Genomic DNA, 22,701 nt, shown 5'->3' with positions numbered 1-22,701 from the left:
ATATTATTGGTTCGATTGGGTAGTATCATTATTATTGTCGGTGCTCCGTTTTGTTGTCTTCTTGGTTTTATCCGTCTGCCGTTCTTTCTTTAAATCAAAATAGGCATCCATGACTTTTTTGCCAATTAAATCATTAATTGCCGGACCGGTATTCTGATAGGCCCATGGAACGACCACTGCCATTGCCACTTCCGGATCATCGTAAGGGGCAAAACCGACAAGGCTCAAGTTCATCACAGGTGTCCCCCACCTGCTTCGGTCAGAGCCATAGTAGAACGCCTGAGCAGTTCCTGTTTTACCTGCTGGATTGTAGGTAGCTCCTCTAAAGAAGCTGTAGGCTGTGCCGTTAGGCGTCTGCATAACCATCCGGAATCCTTGTTGGACTCGTTGGATCCATTCTGGCTTCATATCCAGGCGATTTAATACATTCGGTTGAATTTCCTCGATAACCGGTCCTTCTCCAGCTTTATCCATCACTGGTTCGCGAATTTCTTTGACCAGATGCGGCTGCATCCGGTATCCTCCGTTAGCAATTGTCGAAACATACTGTGCCAGTTGAATCGGTGTATACGTATCATACTGTCCGATTGCAAGGTCGAGAAGTAAACCAGATGTTCGATCCGGACCCGGAAAACCGCTCATTTCATTCGGCAAATCAATGCCAGTTCTGACTCCAAGGCCAAATTGGCTAAAGGATCTTCTGAGCGTGTCAAAGGCTGTTTTGTCGATTGGCAACGGCCCATTCGGAACATAATGGGAGTGGGCCATGGCAATAACCGTTTTCCACATATACACGTTTGAAGATACTTGAAGCGCTGTAAGATCATTGATTCTTCCAAACGTTTTCCACGATTTTTTTACTTTAGTGTGAAGAATGTGTAATGGTTCGTCAACATGCGAGGTTCCAGGCTGAATCGCTCCTGTTTGATAACCGGTTAAAACCGTTGCCCCTTTCACGGCAGATCCCACGTTGTATGAAGTAGTAAACGTCCCTTGAGCATAGTCCTGCATTTTTAATCTTCCAGTATCTTCATCGCGGACAATCTGTTTACCGGCAAGAGAGAGGATTTCACCAGTGTGGGGATCCATTAAAATGACGAAAGCCCGGTCCATCAGACCTGTAGTGGAATACTGTCTTTTTGCCTTCCACATTTCATTCTCAATAATTTTTTCAACTTTCTTCTGAAGTTCCGCATCGATCGTTAACACCAGGTCTTTGCCGCGCTCCCCTTCAGATACAACTTGTTGGGATATGACATTTCCTGCCTTATCCGTCTTATTAATTACTTTCGCTTTTTTTCCATGTAAAACATCTTCATATTGATATTCAAGATAACTTTTGCCGACACGGTCATTGCGGCTGTAATCCAAGGCCATGTATTTGTCCAAACTTTCTTTGGGCAGACCTTCCTCTGCAGATGAAACATTTCCGATAATTGTTTTTAATGTATCACCAAGCACATATTTGCGGTCCCAGTCCGTTGTTGTATCGACGCCAGGGAGGTTTTCCAGATTTTCACTGACAGCGGCAAATTCTTGAGGGGTTACCCCTTTATTTTTTACAATTTGTGGTGCTAGTGCATAACCGTTGTTCATTTTTTTGAAAATGGCGATGGCTCTTATGTCTTGTTTAGAATAATGATTAATCTTAGAATCTTTAATTCTATCAAGCTGCAATTGATAGATTTTCTTATAGTCCCATTTTTTGTTATCGTATAGGGTCCACTCTTTTTTCGTTATTAACTGTTTGGCTGCTTTAGGATGTTGGACGATCCAAAAATCTTTTTTATCACGGTCACGAACTTTGGAAGTATCAACCTTTATAATTTTCGCTAACTTTTCAGCCGTTTCCACCATTTCTTTTTGCGTTGTATTCTGTTGTTTTGTATACGTAATCGCGTTCAACGGCTTATTATCAACAATGACATTCCCATTGCGGTCAAACATTTTCCCGCGCGGAACCGGGTTGCTGACGGTAACGTCCTCCGTCCGCTGCAGTTCCCGTTTGAAATCATCCCCGAAGACGATTTGAATCTCCCCAAGGCGAAGGATTAAAATTGAAAATAGTAAAAATACAGCAAAAAATAACATGTTCAAGCGAAAAGGAACAAGTGATTTTTTCTTTTTCTTCTTTTTACTCAAGGTCTATCAACACTTCCTTTTCAAAGCATTTCATAACATGTTCTATTTTAAATGATTAAGCAGTATTTTTCTATGATGAACCCTTACCAATTTTTTCGGACTAACTTTAGAATTTCTAAAAGGTGAATCAATTTCATAAATCCCTATTTTAAAGAAACGCAGACCTACAGAATATTTGTTGTTAAAAATTTTTTAAGTTTTTACTTCATAAATATTGCGTTGATTTCCGTTCCAGGCGGACGCTTTCCGCGGGCGGGCCGTGAGCCTCCTCGTCACTTCGCTCCTGCGGGGTCTCACCTGGCCACGCTTTTCCCGCAGGAGTCGCCGCCTTCCACTCCAATCAACCGCTTTGGAAATGATGAACGACTATTCTATACGGTCTGTATTTTAAGCAACTTGTTGTTGATTTAACGATGCATTGATACGATCCACAGCTAATTTTGAAGCATTATAAACTAAGGTTACGAGGTCAAAATGAACCTTGGCACGTTTTCCGGTACGATAGCGGACATTGTCTAATTAAAAGTATAACTTGAGATAAGCATTCACCCGTTCCACTGCGGTACGACGTTTAAAGATGGTTTTCCAAGCTTTTGAACCTCGGGCTGGTGCAGTATATTTCCGAAGATCTGTCGTGATTTTCACTTTATAAATCTTTTGGCAAATACCTTCATTGGCCAAAGGACAATCTTTACATTCCTTTGGGCGTGTATATTTAAGCGTTTTATATTTTTGATCAAAACTATCATATCGGTATGAATGTTCACGGAAACAAGTCGGAGCGAAATGTTTATCAAACCCTTCGGGTTCAGGTTCATTACGCTTATTATAGGCAATAACCGACTGTTGACCCATACGATGTATCTGTTCATAAATCGGTTCATAGTCATAACCAGCATCCATCGTTTGATAACGTAGAGTTGGAAGTTGAACACGCTCATGGATCCCTTTTAATAAAGGAATCGCTGCCTTTCCATCATTCAAATTGCCAGAAGAAAAGAGAAATTGAAGAATATATTGGCTTTTTGTTCCCACCGCTAAATGCGACTTATAGCCATACCAAAAAACGTTCTTTCCTTTGCTGTTTTTCTTCACACCCCACTCCGGATTTTGAAGAATTTCGCACGAAGTTGATCTAACGGAACGTCTAATTAGTTTTCTATTTTCTTTTCAAAAATAGGTAGATTGGCTTCGCGTTCAGCTTTTTCAATCAACCATTGTTCTCTTTCCTCTTTTGATTTTCGCCCACGTTTCTTGGGTTCGGTTTTTGGTTTTTCTTCCTTTGGGAGTGCTTGATCCTTGGCTTCAAAGTGTGTGGCATCTATAGCCACCGTATCATCGGTGATAAACCCTTCTGTCATGGCTTGATATAGAATCTCTTCAAGAACATTAGATTCGCTAAAAATTGTTACCATTCTTGAATAAGCTGCCTCAGATGAGATAGTATCAGATACTAAAAAGCCGCAGTCTAGTCGGAATATCATATCATTTTTTAATCGTTTTACCAAATCTTTAATAAATGGATTCCGTTACGTTAAAAGTGCAACTAATGAGTAAATCATCAGCTGCATAATTCAGTTCGACAGGTCTGCCGAAACGAGATTTCTTCGTTACCACAGCGAGAACATTGTTCCGTCGAAGGAAACCATTTGTCTATTTTGATAAGTTTTTTCCTTTTTGTTCCAACCTATATTCGAGGAACCCGGTGAACATTCCCCAACCATTATCATAATGTTTCCAAAGTGGAGGGCTTGCGACATTCCTTTCATGTCTAGGTCCTCAATAATAACCACATCATAGCTTGACGGCAATTCTTTTGACTTATGATAGAGGAAATCCTTACGTTGATTAGCGGTCTTTTCTTACAGTTTAGCTATTTTCAAACATTGTTTTTCCCAGCGTGCAGAGCCTTTTTTTCTGTGAGACAAGATACGCTGTTCCTTAGCTAATCTGTCTAATGATTGTCGGTAAAAACGAGGGTAATTGGCTTTCTCACCTTGTTCACTTTCGACATATAGACCATCCATAGCAAAGTCTAATCCAATAACATTTTGGACAATAACATGCTTTATCTCTTTCTCGTACTCTGTCAAAATAGAAATATAGTATTTACCAGACTCTGTTTTGGAAATAGTACAAGATTTTATTCTGTATTCAGCAGGGGGTTCTCCATGCTGTTTGATTTTTACAAGTTTTAGTTTAGGCAATTTGATATGACCATCTTTCAGCCCGATATTCCCGTTTACCATGTTCGTGGTACAAGACTTGTTTATGTTTTCGGCTTTTGAACTTGGGAAATTCCGCACGACCCTCAAAGAAGTTTTTATAAGCCTTTTGCAAGTTGATTTGTGCATTTGCTAAAGCTAATGAGTCCACTTCTTTTAGGAATGGAAATTCGTCTTTATATTTTGCAGGGGTCGGAAACTTTTGCTTTTTAAGCATTTCTTTGTTGTCTTTGTATTTTTCATAAGTCTCTTGTCGTCAGCATTTTATTATAGACAAATCGAACACAACCGAACGTTTTAGCTAATAATACTTCTTGGCTTTTATTTGGTATCAAACGGAATTTGAAGGCTTTATTTTGCTTAGTCATATCCATTCACCCCCTATACTCCATAGTATAGAACGTACGTTTGTAATTTGCAATTATTTTGGCTACCACTAACCGAAGTTCATCTTCCACCTACTCATTGGGCTGCGCCCTACACATTCCTTGAGGATGGGAGACTTCTTTCGGAAATCCGTTAAAAAGAATTGGGAAAATTATTAAGTAGATTGGCTAACATAAGAATTTTGGTATGTTCGAAATATCCAATTTGGAAAGAAAAGTACTGATTTTATTAGGTTTTCTAATTGGGAAAAAATAGACTAGAAAACCAAAAAATCTTATAGAGAAGCGTAATGAATAAATTAGCTTGATCTATATTATACATTTTTTGTGATTTTTGTGATATATTGGTTGACGTAAACAAAAATACCATTATATGAGGGGAAAGATTTTATTATGAAACTTACCAAAAAAATCTCAGCAGGAATATTAGCAGGGGCAATTGTATTAAGTGGGGGCATTTCAAATGCCTTTGCAGCGGTACCGGTTGATGCAGGTATGAGTCCTGTAAATGAAACAAAAAAGGGAGATTTAGGAAGTTTTACGAAAAAATTATTTTGGGCTGGAGGAGGATCAAGCTATTATTCAGTAGAATATCATGATGGAATATCAGTAGGATTTTTAGATAAAAGCGCTACTTATTATTCTACTAACTATACCCGTAGTTATTCTAAGCCAATAACATCAAGTATAAAAACATGGAATACAATGTTACGCGTCTCCAATGGTAGCTCTGCTACCGCATCTGGGAGTGTTACTTTAAAAGATTTATAAATAAATGCTATAGAACATTACCCTAGTTTACTCGCTAAACTAGGGTAATGGATTTGGAGTGAAGCCGCCATGATTGAATTGAAAAATGTACATAAGGTATTCAAAAACAAATACTATTCAACCGAAATTCTAACAGATGTTAGTTTTTCTGTTCCAACCGGTTCTTGGACGACAATTGTTGGGCCCTCCGGCTCAGGAAAATCAACCTTATTAAATATTATTTCGGGATTGTTACCTCCAGATTCGGGAAATGTATCAATTAATGGGACAAATATATACCAGCTAACAGACCCAGAACGTAGCGAATTAAGAAGAAAAGAAATTGGTTTTGTTTTTCAAGATTTTAAGTTGTTGCCCTATTATTCAATATTAGATAATGTTATCTTGCCATTGTACTATGATAGAGACAAAAAACAGCTTTATGCAAGAGCAGAGGAACTTTTAAATATGGTTGGCATCTCTGAAGCTTTATTTTCAAGATTGCCAGAAGGCCTGTCAGGTGGAGAAAAACAACGGGTGGCCATTGCACGATCTCTAATTGCTAACCCACAAATGCTAATCTGTGATGAGCCAACCGGTAATTTAGACAGAGAAAATCGAGATAATATCGTTGACATATTATTAAAGCTAAAGAATCAAGGAAAAACTATTGTATTAGTTACTCACGATATGGAGATTGCTGACCGTGGAGATGAGGTTTACCGGTTAATAAACGGCACACTTACTCAATCCGAGGTGAGAGTATGATTCGCCTTGCTTGGGAGCGTCTAAAACACCGAAAAAAAACAACCCTTATCATACTGATGGCATTTATTAGTATTTATACGCTTGTTCCATTAGGTTTAGAGCAATCGAAAACGACTGTTGCTACCGTTAATGATTCGATTAAAAAGTATGGCCGTGGAAGCTACGATCTCTTAGTTCGTCCACCGTCATCCCGAACATCGATTGAAAAGAAACTTGGAATGGTGGAGGAAAATTATATAGGAGATAGTAAAGGCGGTATCTCTATAAATGAATGGAAAAGAATAAAAGGTGATCCAAATATAGAAGTAGCAGCACCAGTTGCATCCCTTGGGTACTTTCGAGGAAAACAAACCTCCGTTGAATTACCTGTATTGAGTCAACCTACCAGGTTTTCCTATCAATTTTACACATCGGATGGGAAATCAATGTACCCATTAGGTTCAAAAGAATCTATTATGTATTTCGAACAATCTAATCCTGGCACGATTCAATTTTTAAGAAATAATGTGGGGGAAGCCACTGCTAGCTCGGCCATGATGATTCTCATGCCAACAAATTATAATCTTCTGGTGGCTATTGACCCAGAAAGCGAAACTAAATTAACTGGTATTGACTTCTCAGACTTTAATAAGAAGATTGAAGACCCATTTCTAGATAGTTTTTTAGAAAATTATAATAACCCGCCCGTAATGAAAGTTTTACAACGAAATGATTTTAATATTCCTATATATTTGAAATTAAAAGTAGACCAATTAGATGTTAAATTGAATAAATATTTAGATATTCTCGGTCTGAAGAACCAACAATGGTTAATGGAGAGTTCAGCAGAAAAAATTCAGTTGGCTTTTAAAGATTTAGAAAAAGAGAAACCAAAAGAGTCGAAAATATTTAATATAAATTTATCCAATTTTCAAAAACCTTTTGATGGAACAGAATTAGCTTTAAATAATAAATTTGAACCATCCATCGGAGAAAGAACACTGGTTGGTCTTGATACCTCAACATATTTTGTTGCTTCAAAAATTGACTATAAAAACATTGAAACGATACCGGCTGTAACGATAAAGAAACCAGGAAATCCCCCTTCCTATAAAACGGTGGTGTCAAAGGGTGTTTCAATGGAGAAATCACAGGAAATACCGTTCATCATCAGCCAGGTTGGTACATTTACACCTCCAACAAATATAGCCAATAATTTGGCTGCCAGTCCATTAGGTATATATGGAGAGGTAAAAGCAAAAACAGAAGATGGGAAAGTTTTAACCCCAACTACTATCCCCGGAAGTTTTATCCCTTCTGCTGCCAGCGGGGTGACAACCATTGAAAATGCAAAGTTGATTAAAGGAGATAAGCCAATTGATGCCATTAGAGTAAAAATTGCTGGGATCACAAACTATGACGAAGTAGCACAGAAAAAAATAGAAAAAGTGGCAACTAAATTATTGCAAATGGGATATGAAGTAGATATTGTGGCTGGCTCTTCCTTTAAAGAAATGACATTAGATGTAGAAGGGATTGGAAAAGTCAAAGAGCCTTGGACTACTTTAGGGGTCGCTCAAGAATTGACAGCAACATGGAACTTGATGAATTTGATCACAACAGTTTTATTAACTGCATTTGGGGTTTTTTGGCTGGTTATTCGGCTAACGTTTGAAAAGAATATTCTTATCCAAGAAAACTCTCTACTATCGGTTTTAGGCTGGAAAAAAAGGAATATCTTTTTACGGAATTGTATAGAACAAGATATCATCATAACTATTGCATTTATGATGTCTATTATTTTATTGAACTTCCTCCACGTAGAAGCCATAATGTATGGAATAACGTTGTTTTTGTGGATAATATCGATTGTAATCACCAATTTACTATTAAATAAAACTGAAAAACAAAACAATCGAATCGAAGAATATAAAAAATTTGCCTCTGTTCTCTATTATAAACGGTTAATTATCCCGATGATGCTGCTTCTATGTTTTTCAATGTTATTAATCTCTATTCAGATTGCAGCACTAGGTGATTCTTTCAATAAATCATCAGTTACGACAATGGGGCTTTTTATCGGGAATCAGACCTATTGGTTTGAATTGACAGTTACGATCCTTGTCCTGTATTTGTGTATTATCGCTTTTAGTGAAGGGCTTAATACATTATTTGTGGAAAGAAGACAAGAACTTAATATGTACCATGTAATCGGATGGACAAAAGGGAGAATTTTAAGGCACCTTTTCAAAGAATCTGCCACATGGTTTGTTTTTTCCAGCATCATTGGAATTTTATTTAGCACAGTTGTTCTGAAGATATTAAGCGTATCCATTTTGTGGTCTTTAATCGGAATAGGAATTTCTTTTGTGGTTATGTCATTAATTTTTTCCATAATCCTTTTTACACGCAAAATGTCTAACCTAACTTAACAAGAAAACAGGAACGCGTTATGTTGTCCCTGATTGAGGAGAGAAGCTGGAGAAAGGTGATAATTTCTTCAGTTTCTTTCCTCATTAAGTTTAGTAAAAATGGCAGAACTTCTGCCCGTGTAAAAGACCCGATACAAAAAGGGGAATTTCATCAATCTTATCGAGATATTTGAGGTAATTGAACCCGTTTCATAAAAACATAAATGAATATATGCCCTGCTCCCAAAAGTAATAACAAAATGGGAATGCTTTTTTCTTCATTAAATAAAGTAACTGCGGCCAGAAAGGTCAGAATCGAGACGACCCTGCCGATATTTAAGAAAACCTCGCGGACAACAATGTATTCAATTCTCATTTCTGCAGCCTTCCACCCTTGGCCAATAACATCATATGTAGTGGAAATATAGGGAACAAGGAGAAGCGGGTAGGCGATGGCAATGATACCTGCGTAAATCAATAATTTAGCATAGGTCACTTCCCAGACAATCAAGATCACAGCTGCATACAGCAGCAGCCCGCCAATGAGAATCGCCTTTTTGCGGAAATTCTTTTTAATCAGCCTGGAAGCGAGAAAATAGGCAACAAATGAAATTCCAGAATTCAACAAACCATATGTCCCCAGAGCCATTTCACTTCCTGTTGAAATATAGACAAATACCGAAATGACGAAAATAAATGTCCCTTCTCTTAATCCCTGAAAAAAATGGGCATTAGTGACAAGGCGCCAATTTTCATTTTGCCTTCGCTCTTCCATAATCCGTTTAAAATCGTACTTCCCCTTTGCCGGCCGCGGCTTTAACGAGAAACTTAAGAATACCGCAAGCGCAAATAGGGCTAGAGAAATACCGAAAACAATCGTATAACCGGTGAACTTTGCAAATCTGGTAATAATAATCCCGGCGGCAATTGGACCAATCATCCCTCCCATGGACGACAAAATTCCCAAAAAGCCGTTAAAAAAATCTCTTGTCTCGGGCTCGGTTATCTCAAAGGTTAACACATTGTATGCAAGCCAATAAAACCCATAGCCGACACCAAGCAATCCTCCTAATAGCAGTAAATAGGTAGAGGCCTTTGTTCCAGCGACTAATACCGACAAATAAAAAAGTGCTAAACAAATAACACCGATTCTCAGAACAATAACCCGATCTATTTTTTTGGCCCACCTGCCTGCCAAAATAAACGTTAGTGGCTGCAGGATGACGATGGCAAGGTTATAAAGGGCTAGATCGGAATATTTCCCGGTTTGTTTCCATAAATAAATGTTCACAAATGTGTTTGATAAAGCCGCACTTAAGGAATATAAACCACCGATAATTAGTAATAATGATAGGTCCTTCGTTAATGCAACATCACCCAAAAATTTAAATTTTTTTGCCATAAAAAAACTCCCCTTTGTCTTAACAGGTAGTCTTTAACAAGGCAGGTGTTCTTATTCACTTTATGGGAATAAAAAAGACAGCCGCAGCTGCCTTTTTCTTCTGTTAGATTATTTTGCTTCGTTATAGCGTCTTGCTACTTCATCCCAGTTGACTACGTTCCAGAATGCTGCAATGTAGTCAGGGCGTTTGTTTTGATATTTTAAGTAATAGGCGTGTTCCCAAACGTCAAGCCCAAGGATTGGCGTTTTACCTTCCATCAACGGAGAGTCTTGATTTGGCGTGCTGGATACTTCTAACTCACCATGATTAACTGAGAGCCAGGCCCAGCCGGAACCAAAACGGGTAGTTGCAGCTTTTGTGAATTCATCTTTAAAGGCATCGAAGCTGCCAAATTTTTTGTTGATGGCATCAGCTAGTTCACCTGTTGGGGCGCCGCCGCCATTTGGAGATAGAATCGTCCAGAACAAGGAGTGATTCGCATGACCGCCGCCATTGTTGCGGACAGCAGTGCGGGCAGCATCCGGAACTGCATCCAGATTAGAAATCACTTCCTCAACTGGTTTAGAAAGCAATTCGTCATTTCCAGCAAGGGCATTGTTTAAATTTGTCACATATGTGTTGTGATGTCTAGTATGGTGAATATTCATTGTTTCTTTATCAATGTAAGGTTCAAGTGCATCTTCTGCATAAGGTAATTTTGGTAATTCAAAAGCCATGATTCATTCCTCCTATGTACTCTTTTATTTATTCGCTTTAGCCATTCTTATAACAATTATGATTTAAGAATATTTCTAAAGCTTTGATTCTAAGATACCAAAGTTAATGACGTGATTCAAATTAAATGCTCTGGCTGTTTCACCCTAATATAAAATATCCATTTTGCCAAAATATATTCCCTAAATGAAACCTGTCGAAAATTTGTCATGATTCACGAAAATAGCATTCTGTCAACGATTTTTGTCATACCAGGCTTCATTAGCTTCCTTTTTATGTAAAACCAGCATTGACATTCGCTAAATAATTTCATTTAATCAAGCTAGAAGGGTATGAAGGAGTGGCGTTATATGGGTGAAGCAGGCTTTACTATTTATGATAAATTATTAAATTTTTTTCAAAAAATTGAATCCGTCCAAAAAGTAAAAGCGGGAACTGTCTTGTTTCAAGAGAAAGATCCAGTTCGGTATATTTACTTACTATTAAAAGGTGGAATTGCTCTAGGTAGGGTGCACGTACGCGGCAAAGAGTTTATTTTAAAAATTCTCAACGATCAAGAATTAATTGTGGAATATCAGCTATTTAAGGCACACCCCCAATATAAATTTTTTGCCAAAACACTATCCGACTGTGAGTTTTTAGCAATTAAACGGGAACAATTTGAAGATTATGTTTCTACAGATCCTGAAGCAATGAATGCATTTGTCGCCTGGTTAAGTACCCGATACTTAAAGGCACAAATGAAATGTCAAGACTTAATTATGAATGGAAAAAAAGGCGGATTATATTCCATCCTGATCCGTTTATGTAATTCATACGGAGTGGTGACAAAGGATGGGATCCTCATTGATGTACCATTAACTCACCAAGAACTCGCTAATTTAACTTTCGGGACAAGGGAGGTCATTCAGCGTGCTTTGAAAGAACTACGCGAAAAAGATGTGGTCTCCTATGAAAACCAAAGGTTCACGATAAAAAAATTAAGCTATTTAAGAGAAGCCGTCGACTGTCAAAACTGTTCTTATGAGATCTGTGGAATTAATTAACAGGTACGCCCTCTTTCTTGTGAGTGGCGTATTTTTTATGCTGTAAACATTCCCCTCCAACCGAAAAATAACGGTCATTTCTTGTATATAGTCTGGACAAAGGCTAAAATAGAAGGATGAAACTATTTTAAGGTGGTCGCTATGAACATATTTAAGCAGCTTGTTAAAAGTATTTATTCGCCTAAAGATATTGCTTTATTTCGCTTACAAGGAATTGGAAAAACAATTCTTTACGTTTTCCTGTTAACTTTTATTTCGATTTTGCCTTCCATTGTTTTTTTAAGTTCAGCATTAACAAGCGGATTAAGTACGGCAAAATCATTTATTCAAGATGAAGCACCTGAATTCTCGATTAAAAATGGGAGGTTGTCAGCTGAAACAAAGGTTCCAGTTACGATTGATCATGACGGCTTTACTTTCTTTCTCGACCCAACAGGAACCGTTTCTGCTGAAGATGTTGCGGATACCGGGAATGCCTTCGCCCTCTTGAAAGATGAGTTTGTCGTGGCAGCCGGAAGTCAAACTCAAACATATCCATACTCCATGGTGGAAGGATTAAATATCAATAAAAAAGAAGCGGTTAATTTAATTGATAGTGTAAGTGGTTTAAAAGGTATTATTATCCCTGTAGTTACCCTTTTTCTTCTTTTATTCTCAAGCGCAGCAAGTTTTATTGAAGTTTCAATTCTTGCCTTAATCGGATTAGCGCTAAAAAATATTGCTGGCCGAAAGCTCACTTACCGGCACTTGTGGAGAATGGCCGCCTATAGCGAAACACTGCCGACCTTGTTTTTTACCATTATGGCAGCGTTAAAAACAACTGTTCCAAACACATTCTTTATTAATTGGTTCGTCGCCATAATTATCTTACTACTGGCAATCAAGGAGATTCCAAGACCGAAACAAGCATCCTAAGCGATGCTTGTTTTTTAATTCTCAGTTCTATTCAAAAGTGGACAAGCATAGGTATGTACAAATTCCTTTAGGGGGCTTGTCCGATGAAGAAATTAGTGGGAGTATTATTGGCGGTATTGGTTATTTATGTTATCTATTTCGATTTAACTGTCGGCACCCTTCCCTCCTCTGCCGTTAGTCACGCAGCTGAAGATAAAACTATGCAAAAACCTCAAACCGACAGAGCCTATTTTGATTCCAAAGTTGAACCGGGGCAAACCGTCATTTCAATAGTTGAACACCAGCTTGGTAAATCGCTTCCTGTATCTATCACTGATCTTATTAATGATTTCAAAGCATTAAACGAAGGACTGTCTCCGGAAAAAATCCAAATTGGTTCAACCTATCATTTTCCAGATTACTCAAAATAAGGTGACAAAATCCTTATTCTTGTCAAAATTAATGAAACGCTGATACAATAAAGATGGTTTGTTTTTTATCCCTGTTTTTTTAATTCAGCTAAAGGGGCGAATTACACGTGAGTGAAATTATACATCGTTCAAAAACCCGTCCGGTTAAGGTTGGCAATTTGACCATCGGCGGTAACAACGAGATCATTATTCAAAGTATGACAACGACCAAGACCCATGATGTCGAGGCAACAGTTGCTCAAATCAAACGGCTGGAGGAAGCAGGCTGTCAAATCGTCCGCGTCGCCTGTCCGGATGAGCGCGCTGCCAATGCCATCTCAGAAATAAAAAAACGAATTAATATTCCCCTAGTCGTGGATATCCATTTCGATTATAAGCTTGCTCTCAAAGCAATTGAGGGTGGTGCTGACAAAATCCGAATCAACCCGGGCAACATTGGGAGACGGGAAAAAGTAGAAGCGGTCGTCAAAGCGGCAAAAGAAAAGGGAATTCCAATTCGGATTGGTGTCAATGCCGGTTCACTTGAAAAGAGAATTCTTGATAAGTACGGCTACCCGACTGCTGACGGTATGGTGGAAAGTGCTCTGCATCATATCAAAATCCTTGAGGACTTAGATTTTCACGATATTATCGTCTCCATGAAGGCATCTGATGTCAATCTTGCCATTGAGGCATATGAAAAAGCTGCACGTACCTTTGATTATCCATTACATTTAGGAATTACTGAATCAGGTACTTTATTCTCAGGAACCGTAAAAAGCGCAGCCGGTTTAGGAGCAATTATTAGTAAAGGAATTGGAAATACCATTCGTGTCTCCTTAAGTGCAGATCCCGTAGAAGAGGTAAAAGTGGCTCGTGAACTGTTAAAGGTATTCCATTTATCTGCAAATGCCGCAACATTGATTTCCTGCCCAACATGCGGCCGGATTGAAATTGATCTTATCAGCATTGCCAATGAAGTGGAAGAATATATCCAAAATATTAAAGCCCCCATTAAGGTATCTGTCCTTGGCTGTGCCGTTAATGGACCTGGGGAAGCACGTGAAGCTGACATCGGCATCGCCGGTGCCCGGGGTGAAGGTCTGTTATTTAGAAAAGGTCAGATTGTCCGTAAGGTTCCGGAAGCACAAATGGTGGAAGAATTGAAGAAAGAAATTGACCAGGTTGCGGAAGAATATTTCCGTAAAAAGGCCGAAGAAGAAAAAGCCACAAAATAAGCAGAAAACCCGGTAAAAGAGTACCGGGTTTTCTTTTGGCCATCGTCATTATGGCCTATTTAGAAAAACGGTAGAATAAAGATACCGACAATAATCGATACTGCTCCAATACCAATTGCCCATGCACCAAGACTTTCAGCGCCTCGCCGTCTTGCAACGAAGCCAAGAACAATCCCGGCGGCACCAAACAGAATCGGCAATACAAACAGCGATAAGATTGATAAAGCTAATGCAACGGTACCCAAGCCTGTTCCAGTAGCAGCACGTTCCCTGATATTATTTTGTTCCTTTTCCCGGACAACTGGAACCGGGGCGGCAATCTCTGCTGCCGTTTCTTCCCGATTATCCCTTGTACGAAGCGGCACCGAGGCTCCTGTTGGCAAAACCTGGTCATCCTTTTTAAGGGAGACTCTTGGTGGAACCGAGGCACCCAATTCTGATGCCGTTTCTTCCTTGTAGCTTGGAGACTGTGTTGGGACAGGTGTGTTGTTTTCGGATGAAATATCCTCCTTCAGCTGTGAAGGATAACTGGGGATCCCTTCGCCAATAGAAGAACCCTTAAATCCATCCTGGACATTATTGCGCTCATCTGCCAATTAGCATCCCTCGCTTTCAGTAATAGGAGCATTCATTATTGTTTCCTAATCACCTGCTTTTACAATGTTAATGTTTGTCTAAAATAGTTAGTTATTTCTTTTCTCCAAAAATTTTTCTTAAACTTTCCTTTATCATTCATTTTTCTTTGGTAAAATTAAAGTTGATGTAATGAGCATATGAAGGTGAACAAAAGATGAAAAAAAGATTTGGTATTGACATCGATGGGACTGTTACTTCTCCAACATCGCTAATTCCTTTTATTAATAAGGCCTTTAACCTGAATCTTACGTATGGGGAAATTAATCAATATGATTTAACACCCTTTGTTAATGTCTCTAAAGAAGTTTTTGCCCATTGGTTTACGGAAAATGAACCAGTTATTTATCAAGGGTCACCCACAGCTCCCGGAGCAAGAAAGGTATTAAACAAGTGGAAAAAAGTACATGAATTATTTTTTATTAGTGCCCGCGGGCCCCGTCTCTATAATGTTACGGAAAAATGGTTCATTGACCATGGCATCAGTTTTGATCATATCGAATTAATTGGCTCACATGAAAAGGTTGAAATAACCAAAAAATACGGCATCGATATTTTTTTTGAGGACAAACATGATAATGCCGTAGCCATTCACGAAGAGTGCCATATACCTGTCATTTTATTTGATACTCCTTACAACCAGGATCCAATCCCAAAAGGAGTCATTCGCGTAAACAATTGGACAGAAGCCTCCCTCTGGGTTAAAAATTGGTTAAGCCAGCCGGAGAACCACTATCGATATGCCTAAAATATCCACAAAAAAACAGCTTGTGCTATGCAAGCTGTTTTTTGTTAATGCAATCAGGACATCTGCCATAAATCTCGAATTTATGCCCGGAAATTTCATATCCTTTTAAGTTTTCGATTAGTTCATCCATGGGACATGTTTCAATTTCCTTTGTTTTACCGCAGGATAGGCAAATAAAATGGTGATGATGCTCCTGTACCGTACAGGTAAAACGAAAATGCTTTTCTCCCGATAATTCAGTCATCTCTAAAATTCCCATGTTGACAAACAATGCCAGATTGCGATAGATCGTATCAAAACTTAAACCTGGATAATCGTCCTTTAGCTGTTCAAATACATCCTTGGCCGTCAAATATTTATCATTGTCCGCAAACAACTGCAGCATATCTTCCCTTTTTCCGGTTTGCTTGAATCCATTTTCTTTTAAATATTGAATCGCTTCATCAACGTTCATTGCACTGAATCTCCTTCTGCACATGCCTTTTTATCATCAATTTTTTATAAAAAATCATCAAAATTAAAATCAATACGGCAATCATGACAATGGTACCGCCAGGAGCCAAGTCTAAATAATACGCAGAAAATAACCCGCCTAGCACGGAAATCTCCCCAAACAGGATGGAGAAAAGAATCGTCTGTTTAAACCCCTTAGCAATACGGATGCTTGCAGCAACAGGCAGAGTCATCAACGAGGAAACCAATAGGATGCCTACAATTCTCATCGAAGCAGCAATCACCAAGGCAACCATAACGATAAAAATAAAATGGATCGATTTCGCGGGAATCCCCGAAGCTTTGGCATGTTCCTCATCAAAGGATAAAATAAACAGTTCTTTATAAACTAAAGTAATTGCCGCGACAACAAAAATACCGATGATGAAAATAACCGCTAAATCAGTTCTGCTTACAGCCGTTACACTGCCAAATAGGTAGCTGAATAAATCGGTATTAAAACCGTTGGCCAGGGATATAAAGATCACCCCTAAACCAATGCCGCTGGAAAGAATAATGGGAATCGCCAGTTCTTGATAATGCTTATAGACGTTTCGCAGTTTTTCGATAAATAATGAACCACCGACAGAAAATACCATTCCTAAATAAAGCGGGTTTAATCCTGCCAATGCCGTAAATTGTTTTTCGATCAATAAACTGGCAGCAATGCCTGCTAAGGTTACATGACTGAGAGCATCGGCTATTAATGACAGCCGTCGTACTACTATAAAAACACCTAATAATGGTGCTAGAAAGCCAATCATGATCCCGGTTAGAAAGGCATTTTGCAAGAATTCATAATGAAAAATGGCTTGAATCATTTTCGGACACCCCCATGTTCATGGTGGTGGGTGATCAGTTGAATATCATGACCATATGTTTTTGATATCTCTTCCATTCTCATTTGTTCGAATTCCTTCGCTTTACCATGAAAATACAAATGCTTATTAAGGCAGGCAACATGCGTCACCTTATCTGAGATGGTTCCAATATCGTGGGTGACAAGCAGTAATGTAATCCCCTGTTTCGCATTTAAATCACTTAGCATTTGGTAAAAAGCATTGACATTTTCGGCGTCCACTCCGACTGTTGGCTCATCGAGAATTAACAGCTTCGGATCACTTACAAGGGCCCGTGCAATAAATACCCTCTGCTGCTGACCGCCTGATAGTTCACCGATATTTTGATTAGAAAATAACTCCATGCCAACAGCTGCTAATGCCGTTTTGACTTTAACCTCATGTTCCTTTTTAAAAAACTTAAACATGCCAATTCGTTTGGTTAAGCCGCTTGCCACCACCTCAAAAACAGTTGCAGGAAAACCGGTATTAAAAGAATTGGCCTTTTGGGATACATAGCCAATTTGCTGCCAGTCTTTAAATTTACTGATTTCTTGACCAAATAGAAGAATTTTGCCTTTTTGCAGTTTTAACAACCCTAAAATAAGCTTTAATAAAGTTGATTTTCCCGAACCGTTGGGGCCAACAATCGCCAAAAAAGCCCCTTCCGGCACGGTTAAATTAATGTCGTCGAGGACAACATCCTTTTCATAACGATAAAATAAATGATTTATTTCTATAATCGATGACATACACTATACTCTCACCTTTATTTTTAAGAATCATTCCGATTTAACTTTTTTGTTAGTATACAACAGCTGTCGCTGATTGTAAAGTCAGGCTGAGGCGCCTGATTATACGGTGTCACACTCCCGCCGTATCTTCATACATTATCATGGGGGAGTGATGAAGATGAAAATTTTCGAAAACATTATCAATCATAAAATAAACACGATCACTGCTGAAGAATTAATGAAGTATGCGAATCAATTTAATATTTCAGTTACTCGCGGGCAGGCAAGAAAAATTGCTGAATACTTAAAAGGCAGAAATGTTAATATTTTCGATGACCGGGAGCGGTCGAAATTAATTAGAGAAATCGCCAAAGCAGCCGGACCGCAGACTGCACGAGAGGTGAACAAATTATTTACGGAATTAGCGAAAAGCTAGCAAAATTGGCCAAAAAAGCTGTGCAGCGAGGCACAGCTTTTTGCTCTTTAACTTTGCATGATTTTTTCCAATAAGTCTTCATCGAATTTCTGATCGCGAAGCATGGCAATTTCAAATCGGTATGGTGCTTTTTTATTATTCTTATCTTCACCAACAAATGGTGTTTCCAGGATTTTCGGAATCTCCTCTAATTGTGGATGATGAACAATATAATTTAGCGTCTTAAACCCAATATGACCGAAGCCAATATTTTCATGACGGTCCTTGCGCATTCCGATTGGATTTTTGCTGTCATTTATATGGAGTACTTTCAGCCTGTCCAACCCAATAATCTTGTCAAACTCGTTGAGAACTCCATCGAAATCTTCGACAATATTATAGCCAGCATCATGTGTATGACAAGTATCAAAGCAAATCGATAACTTCTCATTGTAATGAACTCCATCCATAATCATCGCCAGTTCCTCAAACGATTTTCCACATTCCGACCCTTTACCGGCCATTGTTTCCAGGGCAATTTGAACTTGTTCCTTCCCTGTTAATACTTCATTCAGCCCTTCTACTATTTTCTTGATACCGGCTTCAGGGCCAGCGCCGACATGGGCACCGGGATGCAAAACAATTTGTTTGGCTCCGATTGCCTCTGTTCGTTCAATTTCCTGAGTCAGGAACCGTACTCCCAAATCAAATGTATTTGGATTTGCAGTGTTACCAATATTGATGATATAAGGGGCATGGACAACAATTTCGGTAATTCCATGCTCCTCCATATGTTTTCTTCCAGCTTCTATATTTAAGTCTTCAATTTTTTTTCTTCGCGTATTTTGTGGTGCCCCGGTATAAATCATGAATGTATTGGCACCATAAGAAACCGCCTCATTACTTGCGGCTAAGAGCATGTCTTTTCCACTCATGGAAACATGTGAGCCGATTTTCAACATCGTCTTTCTCCCCCATCCAGTTATCCTTTTTTCTGATTTATTTTTCGTTGCCGTTTTTTGATCTTTTCCATTTCTGATTGCATTTTCTTTTTATAGCCGGGTTTTACCTTTTTTGGTTTTTTGATCATCGACTTTGCCATCTTATCTACTTCGTCAGCCTGCTTTACTCGCGATTTTCGACGATTTCGATCATCAATTTTAAGCAATTCGCCTTTTTTAAAATCAACATTTTGAAACTGTATTCCCATTTTTTCAAGACGAATTAAGGCATCCTCGTCCGATAACTCATAAATGGTCATCGCAATCCCTGCACTTCCTGCTCTGGCAGTTCGGCCTACACGATGAATATAGAAGTCTAAATCAGCAGGAAGTTCATAATTGATGACATGGCTGACTCCTTCGATATCAATACCTCTAGAAGCCAAATCCGTGGCAACAATATACTGAAACTCGAGGTCTTGAATTTGCTTCATCATTTTTTTTCGTTCTCTTGGTGTCAAATCGCCGTGAACTCTGCCTACCTTTAATCCTTTTTCATTTAAAAAATCTGCCAGTTCTTCGGCCATCTTTTTTGTATTCGTAAAAACAATCGCTAAATAGGGATTAAGGCTGACGAGGACGTCATGAACCAATTCTTTTTTATTACGATGTCTTGAGGGCAAGAGAAAATGCTGCAGATTTTCCGCTGTTTTCCTTCTCGGTTCAATCTGAATCATTTCCGGATTTTCCATGTATTTTTTCAAGAACGGTTTTAATTTTTCAGGAATCGTTGCTGAAAAAACAAGCATTTGCAGGTTTTCCGGCATTTTAGCTGCAATTTTATCGACATCTTCAATAAAGCCCATATCAAGCATCATATCCGCTTCATCAACAACGAGAATTTCGCCCGTATGAACAAATAATGCCTGCTCCTGGACCAAATCATTAATTCTGCCCGGAGTCCCGACCACAATATGCGGCTGGACCTTAAGTTTTTCAATCGTTCGCTGCTTATCCGTTCCCCCAACAAATAGCTTCGTTACAATGAGCTGCTGCGGATAAGCTTCGGTTATTTTAATAATTTGTTGATAGATCTGGGAAGCAAGCTCTCTCGTTGGGGCAGTGATCACTGCCTGAACGTGTTTGTTCCCGGGGTTTATTTTTTCCAGAATCGGAAGGACATAAGCTAAGGTTTTCCCTGTTCCTGTTTGCGATTGGCCAATCGCACTCTTCCTTTTTAACACAGTTGGGATCATCCGTTCCTGAATTTCCGTAGGCTCGTAAAATCCAAGCCTTTGAATGGCTTCAATAATAAAAGGTTGAAACTTAAAACGGTTAAATCGATTTTCTTTCATATATTGGCTCCTTATTACGACCAGTCTAATATGCTAATGCACAAGTGTTTTCATTTTTGTTCCATCATCCAATTATAATAAACTTTCTCATATATCTCCAGTCTGTAATCTTTTGTTACCATCATTTACTTTTCAACGGCATTTTAATACTTTCTTCTGTGTCGATTACCTAAGGCAAAATACAAGTAGATGCATACTTTAAAACAAGAAGTATAAATGAAATTTTCGGCTTTCATATGCCATTCATATTCTTAAGATGATCCTTGGTTTACAGAAGAATAAGCGACCTTTCCCGATTCATATTGGAAAGGATTAGAAAGGAGGAAAAATGGGATGCTGCCAGGACCAAGAATGCCGATGCAAGGTGGAATGGGACCGGGATTATTTGGCGGAAGACCTCCTATGGGACCCGGATTGAATTTATTTGGAGGCGGACGCCCCCCGATGATGGGGCCGCAAGGTAATCCATTTGGCGGATTGATGGGTGGAGGTGCTCCGCAAATGGGAAGAGGCGGCGGATTACTTTCAAGACTATTGGGAAGAGCTGCCCCAACCGGTGGGCCGGGTGGAATGATGGGTCCAATGCAAGGAGCTGGAGGATTAATGGGGGGAGCTGGAAGAGCCGGTGGCGGCGGATTGCTTCAATCTCTTTCCGGTTCCGGAGGTGGTGGAGGCCTTGTCGGCTTTTTGAATAATACCCAGCAGGTTATCAAAACCGCACAAGCAATCGGTCCAATGGTACAACAGTATGGACCGTTAGTTAGAAATCTTCCGGCGCTCTGGAAACTTTACCGCGGAATGAAAGATTCCCCTAATACGACTGAAGAAGAGTCTTCTGCCACAGCCCAAAAAACGACGGCCCATGCAAAGACTCATGACACCAAGCAAAAGGAAAACACAACCGCAAAAACAACGCGAAAAGTCACCAACCAGCCTAAAACATCGAACACCCGTAATCAAACGGGTTCGGCAACGGAGACATTATACCGGAGAGGTTCTTCCAAACCCAAATTATATATTTAGTGTAATGAATGCCGGATCCCACGAACCGGTATTCTTTTTGTTAAGAAAACTCGAAATAAGGACGGATGATGAGTAATGAACAGCAAGCTTTTGCTTAAAGGAAAAATGTATCTTTGTAATATTCATACCAGTTATATATAATAAACATATAAACTACTAAAATTGCCTTTTAGGAGGATTCCATAGATGAATGTGATTAAAATTTCACCGCGGGGCTATTGTTATGGTGTTGTAGACGCCATGGTCATCGCCCGTAATGCTGCATTGGATAAAACCCTGCCACGTCCAATCTACATTCTAGGTATGATTGTTCATAATAAACATGTGACCGATGCTTTTGCCGAAGAAGGGATTATCACCCTTGATGGAAATAACCGCAAGGAGATTTTAGAAAAAGTCGATAAAGGGACGGTTATTTTTACGGCCCATGGAATTTCACCGGAGGTACGGGAATTGGCAAAGAAAAAGGGGCTTGTGACGCTTGATGCAACATGCCCTGATGTCACCAAGACACACGACCTTATTTTCGAGAAATCAAAACAGGGTTATTATACCATTTATATTGGCAAAAAAGGACACCCAGAGCCTGAAGGAGCCCTTGGGGTAGCACCTGGCATGGTCTATCTTGTACAAACTCCTGAAGATGTCGAAGCGTTAAATATTGACCATGACAAGCTGATTGTGACGAATCAAACAACCATGAGTCAATGGGATGTTCATGACACAATGGAAAAGGTAAAAGAAAAATATCCTCATGTAGAGGTTTACAATGAAATTTGCCATGCCACTCAAATACGTCAGGAGGCCGTTGCCCAGCAGGCTGGGGAAGCAGATGTGACAATTGTGGTTGGCGACCCAAAAAGTAATAACTCCAACCGTCTCGCCCAGGTGTCGGAAGAAATTGCCCATACAAGAGCTTACCGGATTGCCGATATTACCGAATTGGAGATTGATTGGATCAAGGATGCAAAAACGGTGGCTGTTACCGCCGGTGCTTCTACCCCAACGCCGATTACAAAGGAAGTGATATCGTTCCTGGAACAATTTGATCCAAACGATGAAACGACCTGGGAACGACAGAAAAAGGTGCCACTTGCTAAGATTCTGCCAAAAGTAAAAACAGCTAACTAACAGTCAAAAAACCGGTCCGCAGAC

General features: G+C 39.2%; 20 protein-coding genes and 2 pseudogenes. 11 read left to right on the top strand and 11 right to left on the bottom strand.

Features of this window, described 5'->3' with window-relative positions; genetic code table 11:
• Nucleotides 1-3: 3 nt before the first annotated feature.
• The 3 genes and pseudogenes from JK635_RS03940 to JK635_RS03930 form a co-directional block, all read right to left on the bottom strand.
• The gene (locus JK635_RS03940) at nucleotides 4-2,091 is read right to left on the bottom strand and encodes a peptidoglycan D,D-transpeptidase FtsI family protein (protein WP_202652730.1); all 2,088 of its coding nucleotides are present in this window, start codon (nucleotides 2,089-2,091) and stop codon (nucleotides 4-6) included.
• A 438-nt stretch (nucleotides 2,092-2,529) separates the two neighbouring features.
• Nucleotides 2,530-3,774: pseudogene (locus JK635_RS03935) on the bottom strand (transposase); the annotation flags it as partial.
• Nucleotides 3,704-4,735: pseudogene (locus tag JK635_RS03930) on the bottom strand (RNA-guided endonuclease TnpB family protein). The pseudogenes JK635_RS03930 and JK635_RS03935, both read right to left, overlap by 71 nt.
• Nucleotides 4,736-5,146: 411 nt before the next feature.
• Here JK635_RS03930 and JK635_RS03925 point away from each other — a divergent pair.
• The 3 genes from JK635_RS03925 to JK635_RS03915 all read left to right on the top strand — a co-directional run bounded on the left by JK635_RS03925 (nucleotide 5,147) and on the right by JK635_RS03915 (nucleotide 8,682).
• On the top strand, nucleotides 5,147-5,524 hold the full coding sequence (locus JK635_RS03925) for a hypothetical protein (RefSeq protein ID WP_202652563.1): 378 nt from the start codon (nucleotides 5,147-5,149) through the stop codon (nucleotides 5,522-5,524).
• A gap of 69 nt (nucleotides 5,525-5,593) precedes the next feature.
• The gene (locus tag JK635_RS03920; protein ID WP_202652561.1) at nucleotides 5,594-6,271 is read left to right on the top strand and encodes an ABC transporter ATP-binding protein; all 678 of its coding nucleotides are present in this window, start codon (nucleotides 5,594-5,596) and stop codon (nucleotides 6,269-6,271) included.
• Complete coding sequence (locus JK635_RS03915; protein WP_202652559.1) at nucleotides 6,268-8,682, top strand: ABC transporter permease; 2,415 nt, start codon at nucleotides 6,268-6,270, stop codon at nucleotides 8,680-8,682. Before JK635_RS03920 ends, JK635_RS03915 begins: the two co-directional genes overlap by 4 nt.
• Before the next feature lie 157 nt (nucleotides 8,683-8,839).
• On the opposite strand, the gene JK635_RS03910 is transcribed toward JK635_RS03915, so the two are convergent.
• Both JK635_RS03910 and JK635_RS03905 read right to left on the bottom strand, forming a co-directional pair.
• Entirely contained in the window at nucleotides 8,840-10,063 is a 1,224-nt protein-coding gene (locus JK635_RS03910) for an MFS transporter (RefSeq protein WP_202652558.1), read from the bottom strand.
• Nucleotides 10,064-10,171: 108 nt separating this feature from the next.
• On the bottom strand, nucleotides 10,172-10,780 hold the full coding sequence (locus JK635_RS03905) for a superoxide dismutase (RefSeq protein ID WP_235887858.1): 609 nt from the start codon (nucleotides 10,778-10,780) through the stop codon (nucleotides 10,172-10,174).
• A gap of 330 nt (nucleotides 10,781-11,110) precedes the next feature.
• Between JK635_RS03905 and JK635_RS03900 the strand changes: the two genes are divergently transcribed.
• The 4 genes from JK635_RS03900 to ispG all read left to right on the top strand — a co-directional run bounded on the left by JK635_RS03900 (nucleotide 11,111) and on the right by ispG (nucleotide 14,366).
• Nucleotides 11,111-11,824: a Crp/Fnr family transcriptional regulator gene (locus JK635_RS03900; RefSeq protein WP_235887857.1), complete on the top strand. Its 714-nt coding sequence runs from the start codon at nucleotides 11,111-11,113 to the stop codon at nucleotides 11,822-11,824.
• 141 nt (nucleotides 11,825-11,965) lie between these two features.
• On the top strand, nucleotides 11,966-12,739 hold the full coding sequence (locus tag JK635_RS03895) for a DUF1189 domain-containing protein (protein WP_202652556.1): 774 nt from the start codon (nucleotides 11,966-11,968) through the stop codon (nucleotides 12,737-12,739).
• A gap of 83 nt (nucleotides 12,740-12,822) precedes the next feature.
• The gene (gene yqfZ / locus JK635_RS03890) at nucleotides 12,823-13,149 is read left to right on the top strand and encodes a protein YqfZ (RefSeq protein ID WP_202652554.1); all 327 of its coding nucleotides are present in this window, start codon (nucleotides 12,823-12,825) and stop codon (nucleotides 13,147-13,149) included.
• Nucleotides 13,150-13,265: 116 nt separating this feature from the next.
• Entirely contained in the window at nucleotides 13,266-14,366 is a 1,101-nt protein-coding gene (gene ispG / locus JK635_RS03885; protein ID WP_202652724.1) for a flavodoxin-dependent (E)-4-hydroxy-3-methylbut-2-enyl-diphosphate synthase, read from the top strand.
• Nucleotides 14,367-14,425: 59 nt separating this feature from the next.
• Here ispG and JK635_RS26355 read toward each other — a convergent pair whose 3' ends face one another.
• Complete coding sequence (locus tag JK635_RS26355; RefSeq protein WP_235887873.1) at nucleotides 14,426-14,749, bottom strand: hypothetical protein; 324 nt, start codon at nucleotides 14,747-14,749, stop codon at nucleotides 14,426-14,428.
• 407 nt (nucleotides 14,750-15,156) lie between these two features.
• On the opposite strand from JK635_RS26355, the gene JK635_RS03875 reads away from it, so the two are divergent.
• Nucleotides 15,157-15,747, top strand: a complete 591-nt coding sequence (locus JK635_RS03875; protein ID WP_202652553.1) for a hypothetical protein — start codon at nucleotides 15,157-15,159, stop codon at nucleotides 15,745-15,747.
• Nucleotides 15,748-15,772: 25 nt separating this feature from the next.
• Here the strand turns inward: JK635_RS03875 and zur are convergent, their stop codons facing one another.
• Genes zur through JK635_RS03860 form a run of 3 tightly spaced genes read right to left on the bottom strand, consistent with a single transcriptional unit; the run spans nucleotide 15,773 to nucleotide 17,830 of the window.
• On the bottom strand, nucleotides 15,773-16,201 hold the full coding sequence (gene zur / locus JK635_RS03870) for a zinc uptake transcriptional repressor Zur (RefSeq protein ID WP_202652551.1): 429 nt from the start codon (nucleotides 16,199-16,201) through the stop codon (nucleotides 15,773-15,775).
• The gene (locus tag JK635_RS03865; protein ID WP_202652549.1) at nucleotides 16,191-17,060 is read right to left on the bottom strand and encodes a metal ABC transporter permease; all 870 of its coding nucleotides are present in this window, start codon (nucleotides 17,058-17,060) and stop codon (nucleotides 16,191-16,193) included. Before JK635_RS03865 ends, zur begins: the two co-directional genes overlap by 11 nt.
• Nucleotides 17,057-17,830 (bottom strand): metal ABC transporter ATP-binding protein, encoded by a 774-nt coding sequence (locus JK635_RS03860; RefSeq protein ID WP_202652547.1) that lies wholly within the window; start codon nucleotides 17,828-17,830, stop codon nucleotides 17,057-17,059. Before JK635_RS03860 ends, JK635_RS03865 begins: the two co-directional genes overlap by 4 nt.
• A 160-nt stretch (nucleotides 17,831-17,990) precedes the next feature.
• On the opposite strand from JK635_RS03860, the gene JK635_RS03855 reads away from it, so the two are divergent.
• Entirely contained in the window at nucleotides 17,991-18,248 is a 258-nt protein-coding gene (locus JK635_RS03855) for a DUF2624 domain-containing protein (RefSeq protein ID WP_202652545.1), read from the top strand.
• 47 nt (nucleotides 18,249-18,295) lie between these two features.
• Here JK635_RS03855 and JK635_RS03850 read toward each other — a convergent pair whose 3' ends face one another.
• Both JK635_RS03850 and JK635_RS03845 read right to left on the bottom strand, forming a co-directional pair.
• Nucleotides 18,296-19,189, bottom strand: coding sequence for a deoxyribonuclease IV (locus tag JK635_RS03850; RefSeq protein WP_202652543.1), 894 nt, complete (start codon nucleotides 19,187-19,189; stop codon nucleotides 18,296-18,298).
• 20 nt (nucleotides 19,190-19,209) lie between these two features.
• Entirely contained in the window at nucleotides 19,210-20,523 is a 1,314-nt protein-coding gene (locus JK635_RS03845) for a DEAD/DEAH box helicase (RefSeq protein ID WP_202652541.1), read from the bottom strand.
• A gap of 333 nt (nucleotides 20,524-20,856) precedes the next feature.
• Between JK635_RS03845 and vrrA the strand changes: the two genes are divergently transcribed.
• Both vrrA and JK635_RS03835 read left to right on the top strand, forming a co-directional pair.
• Nucleotides 20,857-21,546, top strand: a complete 690-nt coding sequence (vrrA, locus tag JK635_RS03840; protein WP_202652539.1) for a VrrA/YqfQ family protein — start codon at nucleotides 20,857-20,859, stop codon at nucleotides 21,544-21,546.
• Nucleotides 21,547-21,732: 186 nt separating this feature from the next.
• On the top strand, nucleotides 21,733-22,677 hold the full coding sequence (locus tag JK635_RS03835) for a 4-hydroxy-3-methylbut-2-enyl diphosphate reductase (protein WP_202652537.1): 945 nt from the start codon (nucleotides 21,733-21,735) through the stop codon (nucleotides 22,675-22,677).
• Nucleotides 22,678-22,701 lie beyond the last annotated feature (24 nt).

The sequence above is a fragment of the Neobacillus paridis genome (genome assembly GCF_016765675.1).
Taxonomy (GTDB): Bacteria; Bacillota; Bacilli; order Bacillales; family Cytobacillaceae; genus Neobacillus; species Neobacillus paridis.
The sequence above is the reverse complement of the archived record's forward strand: the minus strand, read 5'-3'. Positions and strand labels throughout refer to the sequence as shown.